The sequence below is a fragment of the Nodosilinea sp. LEGE 07298 genome, from assembly GCF_015207265.1.
Lineage (GTDB): Bacteria > Cyanobacteriota > Cyanobacteriia > Phormidesmidales > Phormidesmidaceae > Nodosilinea.
The window spans coordinates 1-11429 of sequence record NZ_JADEXE010000221.1 but is presented as its reverse complement, the minus strand read 5'-3'; the positions used below and the strand labels follow the sequence as shown (position 1 = coordinate 11429).

Here is an 11429-nt window from a genome sequence, read left to right as displayed (position 1 = left end):
GGTCAAAGCGACCGAGGGCAACGCCGAGGGCGTATTCGATCAGGCCATAGACGAGGGAGGGGAGATCGGCGGATTCGGTGGTGTCGTCTTCGTCTTCCTCTTCGATGTCGCTCGGGGGGCTGTCTGCGGTTGCGGCTGCGCTCAGAGGATTGTTTGCGCCGACTTCTTCGGGGCTGATGCCGTAGAGGTCAAAGGCCAGGGCATCGATTTCGGCTTGGATTTTGGTTAGCTCTTGCTCGGTGGTGGCGATGGTGGCGGCCCAGGCTTGGGCACGCTGGCTGAGGGTGGCACCCTGGACTTGCAGCAGGGCGGGGAGGATGAAGGCGTGGGAGGTTTGGGTGATGGTGTCGAGGTTGCGTTTGAGGAACCAGGCGCGATGGAAGAGGGTGGAAAGACTAGCAGTAGAACTTCTGGTAAGAGGCGGGACAGGAGTTTGTTGAAGGAGGCCCACTTCAAAAGATTGGGCAAGTTCAGTCCTTGCTAACTGTAAAGCAACAAGAGAGTTAAAGGTGGATGAGTTCATTAAGGCACAAACAGCCATTAGGGATTCGGGATCATCACCTTTCATAAAAACTGATGGTCCTTTATGACTAAAGGCGCATCCTTGTGGTAAAGCTCGGATACTTAATCCGTTTGTTCTCAACGGGTAAGTTAGCCCAGCACGGAAGTAGTACTTACAAGAAGCTGGTTTTAATGAAGGTCTATGAGGAAGCCCAGTAAACGCGAAGAATGTTTGCCTCTCAAAATCCCACCGGAGGCAAAGATAAATATCTGAATAGAATCGTGAAAACGAGCCTCCCTTAGCGAAAGGAGTATATTTAGTCTCTAGACAAGCCTCTGTTGCTATTCTCAGCCACCTGAAATCGTCTCCTGTTACGCCACCTTGACGAGCATGAATTCCTTCATCTTCTAATTTGTTTAAAGAAACAAAAAGGCTAAGTGTTCTAGGACTTACCCAATAAGGGAATGGCGCTCCCGGCACTTGCTCAAATGACTCAGGATTCACCGCGAATGCTTCTGGTGTTGGGTTCTGCGGCAGGGCGGCGATGGCTTCTTGTAGGGCGGTGCCTTTGTCTTCGGCGTCGAGGAGGCGAAAGAAGAGGGTATTCATAGTAGGCAGTTGTCAGTGGGCAGCGGGCAGAAAGTGGACTGTGAACTGTGGGCATTGATCCCTGACAACTTCAACTCAGGGTGAGAGTTCTTGTTCTAGGAGGGTAACCAGTTGAGGAATGCCGAACATCTGACTAGGTAAGACATTGTTTTCTTGATTGACATGCACATGGTGGGGAAAAGTCTCGATGTTGGGGAAATGGGGAGCATTATCCCAGCGCTTTTTGAGCTGCTGTTGGTTGGCATCCATCCACTGATAGCGATAGCGCTGTTGCTCAATGCCATCATTACGGATGTAGAAAAATTCAGATGCTTCGACAAAATCCCCATTTGCTAACGTCAGTCGCACTCGGAAGTGCCCTCGATCTGACAGGGCTATTTCGTTAACAATCGTCCACTCTTGCACGATTGGACTGCGGATTAGAGTTTCCTTAATGATCGCCAGATAGTCAGTGGGAGACATTTTGGTTTAGCCTGCCACTGGCTGGGGCTGCAACATTTCGTAGAAGCCTGCCCAATCAACATAATCGGCAGCATCTCCTAGCTCACCCGTTAAAAACTGTTGATAAAACTGTTCGCTGGTCATGCCATACTGCTGTTCGTAGTGATGCAGCTTTTCGTGAATCTCGTCACGGGTTTGCGCTTCTCGAATGCGTTTCAGCAGTAATTGGCGCTCTTCTAACGAGAGTGATAGGATGGTTTGAACTAGGCCGTCAATCAGTTGATTATTCATCGGCGTTTACCTTCACCAAATAGAACTCATAAACAGCCTTTTCCCCTGAGATACTGCAAGTCTTCCTGGAAATCAGAAACATCATAGTGAACACAGATTCCGCGATCAGCCAGCAATCTCTGAAAACAGATTTGAGGCATTTTTAGGATTTCACTAGCTTTACCCAAACTCAGCTTCTCTTGTTGAAATAGAAGGACAATTATTTCTAGTAAAAGATCAGCTTCAGATAAGCCAATGGCCCTAAGAACGTCATCTGAGATTACTAAGCTCATTGGCATTGCTCTCCCAAATACTCTAGGAAAGCTGCTGGTGTGATAATTTGTGTGCCATGAGAGTATTTTAGATTCAGTAGATCACTATCTAGAGAAATGATAAAATCTGATTTTGCTTCATAGGCAGCGGCAATGAACATATTGTCGTTTGGATCAATGTCATCGAGCATAGTTGTTTCATAAACACCTGGAATCTTGAGGGCAATTAGGCTGATGATTTCGATTAATTCCTCTACAACAGTAACCGAGATTCCCCGCCGCCTAAGCACTATCACAAGCTCTCTAAGCAATTGAGGAGAGGTGACTAATATAAATGAACCTTGTTTCCATCTTTCTAAAAGCTGAAAAGAACTCGATTCAGAATTTCGGCTTAACGTTCCAGCGACAAAAACTGAAGTATCTATAACGACTTTGAGCACAGCAACTGCCTTTACTCTTGTCGAGGCGTATTGATGCTTTCAGCCATCCGCTGACGGATCATGTCAAACCGCTGCCAAATTATCTCTGGAGATTGATGAGATGCCTGTTGAGCACGGGCAATACCCCTAGCGATAATTTCATCCGCTTCACGCAGTTCTACCTCTGTGGGTGTGCTAATAACCTGATTTTGCAAGATCTCAATAAACGCTAAAACATCTTGCTGTTGGTTAGGTCTCAGATCTCTAAACTTTTCGGTAACCACTTGCTCTAAATTCATAGTTGGCTCCAGTCAACATTAAACTCTTCGAGATATAGCTCAGTATGAGTGCGGTAGGTAAGGCTATACAGAAATTGTGCCTTCACACTTGACACGTAAGCAACTGAGTTCTGGTATCGTGAATTTCTCCTTTTAGCAAATGCTCAGGCAACCTTTGACAAACAATAGGCCGCTGTCTCTACCATAGCCGCATCCAGCACACCATAGCCCAGGTCAGCAAACACCGTCGGCTGAGCCTCTTTTAGCAAAATCTCCTCCCGCCATTTTTGGAACGACGACAGAAAAAATCCCGTCCGCGAGGTGATTGCCCCCAGGTTGCCCGCCACCTCCAGCAGTTGCAGCCCCCGCTCCACAAAGGCGGCATAGACATCATTTTTGGTGCGCGGGTAGGCTGCCGTCAGCATCGACTTGGTTTGCAGGCTCCCGGCCCCAAAGGGTGGATTCATTAGCATGACGCTGTAGCGCTTACGGCACAGGTCAATAAAAGCAAACCCACGGGCGGCATCCTCAGCAAACAACCGCCGCTGAAACCGTCCAGCCCCTTCGGCGGTAGCGGCATAGCGCTCTAGGGCAGTGTAGATTTCGTCTTCGATCTTGAGCCAAAAGCGATCATCGGTAATGTCATCCACTGACAGGGGCAAGCTCTGCTGCCTGGGTTGATCGGTCTCTAGCTCAAGCAGCTTGAGCTGCTCACCGGCAGGGCGATTGAGCCACTGCTGTTTGGCTAATTGAATGTCCGCGCTGATCTCACGCTCGATTTGCAATAGCGATCCTGCTTCCCCAGCCAGCGTCATCGCGGCAAACACCCGCCGCACTAATTGCCCCACCAGCTGCTGCTCCGCTGTGGCAGAGAGGTAGGTCTCAATAAACTCGCTCAGTAGTGCTTCTTCACCGGGCATTGGCTCGGCACAGACGATGTTAGAGCGCTTAATTTGAGGCCGATCTTTGGGTTTGAGCCCCTGGGCTTGCCAGCTTTTTTGCGATCGCAGCCACAGCGACAACCCCGCAATCTGAGCCGCACGGGGGTCAATATCTACGCCGTGAATGTTGTACTCAATGATGAGACGCGGCACATCTCGCAGGAAGGCCTCTTTGCTGTCGTAGGTTTCCGCCAGCGGCTTCAGTTCCCCGCTGCGCTTCAACCGTCGAGACTGCTGCTCTAGTTCCCAGGCTTCCCCATAGATGCGCTCGTACAGATCAAAGGCATAGAGGCCAAAATGCATTGAGCCGCAGGCCGGGTCGAGCATCCGCAGATCCCGAGGATCTTTCAGAGGCCGAAAGGGAATATGAACTGGCTGCTTCAGTAGGTCTGCCTGGCTCAACTCCTCCTCTGTATCGGTTGGCTCTGGAGCAGGTTCCCCCTCTGCCAAGAAAATCTCTGTCGGTCGTCGTACCAGATATTGGCAGCTCTCCTTCAAGGTCGTTTCGCCCTGGGTCATTTCGTACCAGAGGCGGCCCAGGGTGTTGTCTACCAAAAACTCCACCACGTAGCGGGGGGTAAAAAACTGGTTGCGAACGGCCAGTTCTCGGCTATTGCGGGGCGCTGCCGAAGCATCCCGCATTTGTTTCCGCTCTTCCTTGGAGTTGAAGTATTGATAGATCCAGCCGATGGTTTCGTCCTCAGCCCACAGGTCGGCCAGCTCTGGGTCATTCAGCAGCTTCAGCAAGTCCAGCAGGGCAGATTCGCGGGGAAACAGCCGCCCCATGGGCGAAAAGCGATCAAACAGCACCGCCAGATCCAGCGCCAGCTCATCAAACACACTAAACAGGTAACAGCGGTAGGCCTCGCCCGTTTCTCCCAGCCCTGTACCCGCCAGTCGGGCGTAAAGCTGAAACCCCTTGGAGCTATACCCCGCCGCCACCGATTCGATCAGCAGCTCGCGGGCCTCGGCCATGCGCAGCGCCGCCAGTCGGTTTAGCACCGTAAACGCCTGCTCTCGCACAATTCGCTCTAGCAGGTCTTTGACGGTGGCATCTGGGCTGCTGGCCTGGTAGTGCGCTAACGTAGCCCGCAAAATGCGGGCTGTCTCTCGCCGCCCATCGTCCAGGTGGGCCAGGTTTTCTAGTATCGTCACCTCCCCAGCGATTGGATCTAAGCCATAGTCGTTCTGAAGCTGGCGGGTGAACTCTTCGGTTAGCAGCGATCGCCCATCGCTGACAAACCGCTGTAGTCGGTTACGAGTCGTTTGGTCAAACGCCATGGAACTCTGTTATTCCTGCTCTTGGATACTGATGGAGATGTCAATCTTGGCATAGCCTCCCAGGGAATCTTTAATCTGCTGTAGCTGAGCCAATAGGCGGGTTAACTCATCTACAGACCGAATCCGAGCCGGGACCGTTAAAGACCGCTCAAAACTGGTGACAAGTTCTCGGACACTGGAGCCTCCAGCGATGGGAACTGGTTGAGCTGGCTCCTGCCGTCGCTGAATGGCAAGCTGCTGAATCTTACCCTTCTGCTGCTCCACGGTCATATTCAGGGAATATTCCCGCCCAATCAGATCGCGCAGGCCAGCCAGATTGTCTGGGCAGCCCTTCAGCAGTTTGTCTAGCTCGGCGCGAATGTTGTTTTTCTCTTCTTCAGTCAGGGCCTGCCAGTCGGGCAGCAGTTCTAGATCCTTGGCCCCTTGCTTCACCCGCTGTTGTTGCTGCTCACTCAGCGCATTGACTGCATCGCGCACGCCAGTCTGCATCTTGGTCAGCAGCGTATTGAACTCTGCACCGTGGCTGTAAAAGTCATCCCGGTTTAGCCGCTGCTCTAGATAGCTCAGATCCTCCGTTAGCTCCTGCTGAAGTTGACCAGTCACCCCCGTATTGGGGAGCTGCTTAATCTCTCGCTGATGCTCTTGGAGCTGACGGATGGTGCCTTCCAGGCCATTGTCAAGGGCTTTGGCCACTTCCCTGGCCCACTTCAGGTTTTCGTACAGGGCCGAGTCTTCACCCCCCAGTCGCTCGGGGGCATCGGAGGCATCGGACAACAGCACCTCTGCCAGTTCGTCTGTAAGCGATCGCAGCCGGTCTGCCCCCGCCACTCCTAGGGCAGCGAGCTTAGCGCTCAGGGGGCTAAAGTCTCGCTGATATTTAGGAAACTGCTTCAGTGCCGCCTTAGAAATCTCCTGCTCTAGGGGAATAACCGACTCGCCAATCAGCTCGGTCAACCGCTCACAGGCCCGCCCCAGCACCTCCATCGGCGGTTTGTAATCTCGCAGGCCCACCCCAACTTTGCCAAAGCTCTTGTTGGTTTTGAGGGCATCAATGGCCTGCTGACCCACGGCCTTGACTTCCCGGCCCGAAATTCTCAGGGTAATTTCTCCAGCCACCAGCATGGCCGCCAAAATGTAGCGCAGGGTATCCGGCGACCAGCCAAAGGGCGGATCGCCAAAATGGTCGATTAGCCGCTTGCCTTCGACCGTGCCGTTGCGATCAATGTAGTCGCGAATGCTGACAATGGCCTTTTGGCTGGTTTGAATCTGGGGCTGCCCACTCACCACCTGCACTAGATCCAGAGGATCCAGCGCTGAGGTAATAGCCGACAGATTAGTTTGCTTCAGAAACCTCTCGGCCTGGCTGGTTTCGACCCGAGTGGGCGCTTCGCCGTAGCGGTCAAAGACCTGCTCTGCCACCCCGCCCAACTGCTTGCGGGCCGACTCCAACAGGTCTTGACCTAGGGTAGACACTCCGGTCATTTGCCCTCGAAAGATAAAGGAGCCGCCATAGAGAGACTGTTGAAGTTTCTGCTGGAGGGTGATCTTGAGACGCTCGGCTCGATCTTGCTGGTTTTTGCAGTAGTCCCGCACTTCCTGGTCGGGGTCATTGCGGTAAAGCTCATCAATCCGCTGGCAGCGGTAGATTTCTTCAGTCAGGTCTTGGGCCTCAGGATCGGTGCGCCCCAGGGCATAGATCGTAGTTTGGGCCTGCCGCTGCCGCGACTCTTCCACCGTGGCCGAGCGCACTGCATCGTATTCGGTCACATCTACAAACCAGGGTTTGCACCGGATGCTGGTCGCCCGCCAACCCCTGGACACTGCTGCCAGAGAGCACCTTTAGCCCCGTAACCACCTGCAAGCTGCCCAGCAGGGTGGCCCGAGGCAGGGGGTCAAAGCTGTCCCGCAGGCTTCCATTGAGAATGCTGCGAACATCGACGGAACGCAGGGCAATCTGCGATCGCTCAACGTCGATTTCCCGCAGCTTTTCGCTCAAGAAGCTGAGTGCGCCTTCCTTCTCGCTCAGGGGCACCTGGGGCTCCTGGAGCATTGCTTCAACCGCCTGGCGCACCGGCTCCAGCCGAGATACCCCATCCGCTGCCGGATGCATCAAACTGGCAACATTCTCGACCGTGATGGGCAGGTTGCCGAGAATTTGCAGCACCGCGATCGACTTGGCCACCTCCTGGTGCAGCGGCTTGTCGCGGTAAAAGGTGCAGGTGGTTTCAGCGGCATAGTGAACCGAGGGGAAGGCTCGCCGGATGTCTTTCTCTAGGGAGTCGTAGAGGGTGACCGTGGTGGCCAGCCAGCCAACCGTGCGATCGGCGACCGGCGGGTGACCATTGTGCTCCTCAATCAAAATATCTTGAATAACTTTGATCGCTGAACGCAGGCCCACACCCCCCGTAGACTTGGCCAATGCCCCCAGCAGCCTCAGCAAAATATCAAAGTGGGCAGGCAGAAAGGGATAGAGGTTGATGAAGGTGGTGCGATCGAAGTCGGCGCTATAGAACTTGGCGTCTTTTAGCTTGGTATTGTGGCGCAGCGCTTGGCCATGGGTATCAAAGAGCTGCCCCAGGGCATCATCGCCACTGGGCGATTTGCCTAGCAGGCGACGATAGCAAATCTCTTTAATGTCGCTGGCTTCCAGGTCAACTTGGATAGGGAAGCGGTCTTTGAGCTTGTAGAGCTTGTCAGAATTTAGAGATGCCCGTGGGTCGTCCTCGGTTAGGGTCTGCTGGGCCGTCGCCACGATCCACACCTTGCCATCTCCCTGGCCCTTAACGTTTTTAGCCAGGCCATCCAGGTTCAAAATCAGGTTGTCTCGCGAGGCGATGTACTGCCCCACCTCGTCAATGATGAATAGAATGTGCTGCTTGCCGCTCTTGCGCCGAATCAGGTCAATCATCTCGCTGACGCGGTCTTTCTCGAACTGAAAGAACCCGTCTGTGCTGGAGCTAAAGGCATTTGGGGTGGGGAACAGGGCTGGATACATCTCGTGGGCCAGCTGCGGAATCAGAGCATCCACCGCCAAAGGGTCATTTCTGATATCGGCCCAGGTCATCCCCGGTATTTGGGCTTTGACCGTCGCCTCAAACTCCTCAATGCGATCGTCTTGCTCAATTCTGCGCTCTAGGGTAGCCACCTTCAGATTGCGCGAATAGCCTGCCCATTCCAGCACCTTGTAGTAGAGCACCGTCGAAACATCTTCCATGGTGGCTCCAGCCAGCATCTCGCTGGCCAGATCTAGCATGACCACCGCCGCCGGGAATCGCTGAGCAACGGTGCCCAGCAGTGCCTTCACCTGGGGAGTATTGAAGCGATCCTGCAAATATTTGAGAAACGGCACCTGATCGAGCTGGACGCGATTGTCAAAGGCAAAGCCTAGATATTTGGTCAGCGAACTTTTGCCAGAGCCGTAGAAGCCCGAGACCCAGACCCCGGTTTCATTCTCACCGCCCGCTTCCATCGCCAGCTGCATCCGCTCCAGCAGCTTGCGAAACTGATCCTCAATGCTATCGGTGACGACGTATTCAGAAATCTCTGCCTTCAGCCGCGCCTCCTGCTTAGCCGCGAAGGTGATCACTTTTTCAATGGGCCGATCCAGCCCCCGCTTGGGATCAAAGAGAGTTCTAATAGTCATTAACCTTACGCCTTACCTGTAAAAACCGCGAGCTACCCACCTACATGTACTGATCGATAATTCCCGTCATCGGGATAAAACCCCAAAAACTTCAAGCTTGTTTTACCTGCACGACTGCCAGGGTAAAGAAATACCGTGGGCACGCTGAACTGGCCCTGGAGCTGACTCTCAATCGCCCCAATGCGCAGGTAGGGGTGGAGGGCTTCTAAATCGGTGACCAGCACGATGGCATCTTTGCGCCCATCTAAAGACTGCAACAGAGCCTCCAGCTTGCTCTGGATAGCTTTCCCATTCTGTAGGGCGTTCGTCAGAGACTCGTTGGTTCGCTGCCAATTCTGAGGCTCCTTACCGTCAGCCATTAACCACAGAGCCCGGCGAGGGTCATGCTGCAAAATCTCCTGAATAGCCTGGGCGATCGAGAAACAGTGCACCTCATTCCAGCCCTCATTTTTGAGGCGAGCCACCCAGGCCGGAGTTTGGCGCTTTACCTCCAGAATCAAGTTGGGCTGAAACACCAGATAGTAGATCGGCTCAAAGCTGGCATTGCTCAGCTCTCGACCCCGACGCACTCGGTTCACCAACTCCTTAAAGTCGGCGTCTAGCTTAGCTTTCTGCAAGGACACGGCAAACTGCCTCCAGATCTGGGTACTTCCAACTGATGCGCACGACATCACCGCCAGACTGAACCATAAACCAGCCATCTAAAGAGAGCCGTTTGAGTTCAGTGAGCACGTCGCTGTCAGCCAGGCCATACAAGCTCCAGTCACTATGGCGCAGTAGGGTGGTGTCACCCAGGCCGCTGAAATGGAGGTCGTGGGCCAAATAGACCGCTACTCTGCTTGATAGATGCACAGGCTGGTATCGGCGTTTAGTACGAACCCCGTCTTCAAGCAGACCATAGTCAGCACAGCATCCTGTTAGATTGCCCGCGATGCGTTTAATAGTAGAGTCGGCCCATCGTTTGGCCGTTTTACCGTCATCAATGGCGCGTTGGATAAAGCTTTGAGCGACTTCATTGTGCAGCTGCTGATCTCCAGCCTCGTAACGGGGCCAGTAGACCTGGCGAATGAAGTCCGCCAGGATTGGCGTAGCGCGACAGGTAAACAGTAGAAAAAATTGCAGTAACTCCTCGTTGGTCAGGGCTGGCAGCAATTGCTTCAGGTGTCGGGCCGGGGCCGCATTGTCGGCGAGATAGCGCGGCGCAAAGCACTCGACCACTACATTGCGTAGCCGTCGAGCCGTCATGCCTGGAAACTGTCCAGATTCCAGGGCTTCTCTATGTAGCATGGGCACTGTCATGCCCGGTTCCCAAAGCTGTAGCAGCAACTTTGTTTCAGAAACCAGACCCAGCCCTGCCTGTAACTTAGCGGTATAAGGAGCAGATAATGGCACAGCTAACGGGTGAAATAGGGGTAACTGCGAACGCTCTGCTGGAAGGCGCTGAGATAATGGCAAGCCAAAACCTTTGCGCCAGCAGGGCAATACAGTTCAGAATACTGTCCCAGAGATTGGGGGCCTGATTCAATGGGGGTGGGGGCCTCAGCCAGGGTTTCTAAGGTGGCCATAGCCTGCTCTTGGCTCACAAGGGGCGTAAACCACTCTTCAGGGGCCGCTACAACTCTCTGCTGCAAATCTTGCTCCACTTCCTCGGGCAACCGAAAGAGGTGGTAAACGCCACCCACGGCCACATGCTCATCGTGGAGCCGCCGAGCGGCCTCATGGATGCCGTTGTATTGGGCCAGGCGTACTGTACGAGGCACGACAGGCTCTAAAAATAGCTTGCTGGTGGCGTCAAAGAATGCGGTAGGCCACCAATTTTCCTGGGCTTTTTCGCCTAGATACCCCACCAAAAGGCGCAGTTGACCATAAAGGTCTAAGGTCAAATCGGACATATAACGAAGGAGGGTAAAGGCCGAGACATCTCTAACTGAATGCTACAGGGCTGCATGCATCATTCTGCCCCCTCACAGACCTGTAACGGTCATGGCTAAGTTCTCCTCAGATCCATGAAAGGTCCGTTCCAATTACCTATAAGCTCCAAATCATCTCATCATTCCATTAAGAGGCAGTCTACAACGATGACAGCATCCGTCCTCCCAAAGAGCAGGTACTTTGAACTTCGCTTCACAGTGTGGGCATTTAGCGAGAAGTTTGAGCTTATGGCGATCGCACTTCCACACCGACTTGTACTGCCACTCAATCCGGTGGCAGGGGTTCTCCCCATAGCAGGCCCCACACAGCCGAATCGGCTCACACTGCATCCCTTCTCCATGGGGCGGCAGCATCCCCCACAAGCGCTCTGGAAAAATCCCTAACACCCTTCCTAACGCCTCGAACTGGGTCTTGGTCGGGTAGGGAGTCAAATGAAACTTTTCCCAACGGGCTATCACAGCCCCAATGCCAGCCATATTCCCTAACCCACCCGGTGTTAGATGGTTCCGCCGCTTAAACCGCCCTAAGTAATGGCTCAGGCTCTCCCCCTCATAGGGCTCCACCTCAAACAACCATGGCTGAATACCTGCATCAACTATCACTTGTACTCCTCAGCCACCTCTTTCAGTAACGCTTCTGTAATCTTCTTGTGCCCCTGACTTAAAGCACGAATCGCCGACTCTCGCAGCACCTCATCCATCCGGCCAATGTATCGGGAGCATGTCAGGTTTGCAAGGAGGGTTGAAATAGGTGAGGATGCCAGTGTTGACCTAGCGACCTAACCGATGACCCCCGAGAAAGCAGCCCAACTCAAAACCCACCTTGAGGCTATCGCTGAACT

The 11429-nt window shown here is 53.6% G+C and carries 12 protein-coding genes and 1 pseudogene; all 13 read right to left on the bottom strand.

Annotated elements, in window-relative coordinates:
- Positions 1-451, bottom strand: a pseudogene (locus IQ273_RS23805) (BREX-1 system adenine-specific DNA-methyltransferase PglX); the annotation flags it as partial.
- A 735-nt stretch (positions 452-1186) separates the two neighbouring features.
- Positions 1187-1573, bottom strand: a complete 387-nt coding sequence (locus IQ273_RS23800; RefSeq protein WP_194025637.1) for a DUF6516 family protein — start codon at positions 1571-1573, stop codon at positions 1187-1189.
- 6 nt (positions 1574-1579) lie between these two features.
- Positions 1580-1843, bottom strand: coding sequence for a hypothetical protein (locus tag IQ273_RS23795; RefSeq protein ID WP_194025636.1), 264 nt, complete (start codon positions 1841-1843; stop codon positions 1580-1582).
- A 26-nt stretch (positions 1844-1869) separates the two neighbouring features.
- Positions 1870-2115 carry a UPF0175 family protein gene (locus IQ273_RS23790; protein WP_194025635.1) on the bottom strand — a complete coding sequence of 82 codons (246 nt, stop codon included), beginning with the start codon at positions 2113-2115 and terminating at the stop codon, positions 1870-1872.
- Positions 2112-2534 carry a putative toxin-antitoxin system toxin component, PIN family gene (locus IQ273_RS23785; RefSeq protein ID WP_194025634.1) on the bottom strand — a complete coding sequence of 141 codons (423 nt, stop codon included), beginning with the start codon at positions 2532-2534 and terminating at the stop codon, positions 2112-2114. Before IQ273_RS23785 ends, IQ273_RS23790 begins: the two co-directional genes overlap by 4 nt.
- An 11-nt stretch (positions 2535-2545) precedes the next feature.
- A complete protein-coding gene (locus tag IQ273_RS23780; protein WP_194025633.1) occupies positions 2546-2812 on the bottom strand; it encodes a hypothetical protein in 267 nt (88 codons plus the stop codon).
- Between the two features lie 143 nt (positions 2813-2955).
- Positions 2956-5013, bottom strand: coding sequence for an Eco57I restriction-modification methylase domain-containing protein (locus IQ273_RS23775; RefSeq protein ID WP_194025632.1), 2058 nt, complete (start codon positions 5011-5013; stop codon positions 2956-2958).
- 9 nt (positions 5014-5022) lie between these two features.
- Entirely contained in the window at positions 5023-6780 is a 1758-nt protein-coding gene (locus tag IQ273_RS35490) for a hypothetical protein (RefSeq protein WP_228053715.1), read from the bottom strand.
- Positions 6683-8656, bottom strand: a complete 1974-nt coding sequence (brxC, locus tag IQ273_RS35485) for a BREX system P-loop protein BrxC (RefSeq protein WP_228053713.1) — start codon at positions 8654-8656, stop codon at positions 6683-6685. The genes IQ273_RS35490 and brxC overlap by 98 nt, the downstream gene beginning before the upstream one ends.
- A gap of 32 nt (positions 8657-8688) precedes the next feature.
- Positions 8689-9279: a BREX protein BrxB domain-containing protein gene (locus IQ273_RS23765; RefSeq protein ID WP_313898220.1), complete on the bottom strand. Its 591-nt coding sequence runs from the start codon at positions 9277-9279 to the stop codon at positions 8689-8691.
- Positions 9260-10048 carry a BrxA family protein gene (locus IQ273_RS23760; protein WP_194025630.1) on the bottom strand — a complete coding sequence of 263 codons (789 nt, stop codon included), beginning with the start codon at positions 10046-10048 and terminating at the stop codon, positions 9260-9262. Before IQ273_RS23760 ends, IQ273_RS23765 begins: the two co-directional genes overlap by 20 nt.
- 2 nt (positions 10049-10050) lie before the next feature.
- Entirely contained in the window at positions 10051-10548 is a 498-nt protein-coding gene (locus IQ273_RS23755) for a BrxE family protein (RefSeq protein WP_194025629.1), read from the bottom strand.
- 150 nt (positions 10549-10698) lie between these two features.
- Positions 10699-11151 (bottom strand): TniQ family protein, encoded by a 453-nt coding sequence (locus IQ273_RS35970; RefSeq protein ID WP_397198549.1) that lies wholly within the window; start codon positions 11149-11151, stop codon positions 10699-10701.
- Between the last annotated feature and the right edge of the window lie 278 nt (positions 11152-11429).

What these genes read in the sequence shown, in the direction of transcription:
- IQ273_RS23790 (WP_194025635.1), bottom strand. Translation starts at nt 2,115, where the DNA reads ATGAGCTTAGTAATCTCAGATGACGTTCTTAGGGCCATTGGCTTATCT.
- brxC (WP_228053713.1), bottom strand. Translation starts at nt 8,656, where the DNA reads ATGACTATTAGAACTCTCTTTGATCCCAAGCGGGGGCTGGATCGGCCC.
- IQ273_RS23795 (WP_194025636.1), bottom strand. Translation starts at nt 1,843, where the DNA reads ATGAATAATCAACTGATTGACGGCCTAGTTCAAACCATCCTATCACTC.
- IQ273_RS23780 (WP_194025633.1), bottom strand. Translation starts at nt 2,812, where the DNA reads ATGAATTTAGAGCAAGTGGTTACCGAAAAGTTTAGAGATCTGAGACCT.
- IQ273_RS23800 (WP_194025637.1), bottom strand. Translation starts at nt 1,573, where the DNA reads ATGTCTCCCACTGACTATCTGGCGATCATTAAGGAAACTCTAATCCGC.
- IQ273_RS23755 (WP_194025629.1), bottom strand. Translation starts at nt 10,548, where the DNA reads ATGTCCGATTTGACCTTAGACCTTTATGGTCAACTGCGCCTTTTGGTG.
- IQ273_RS23775 (WP_194025632.1), bottom strand. Translation starts at nt 5,013, where the DNA reads ATGGCGTTTGACCAAACGACTCGTAACCGACTACAGCGGTTTGTCAGC.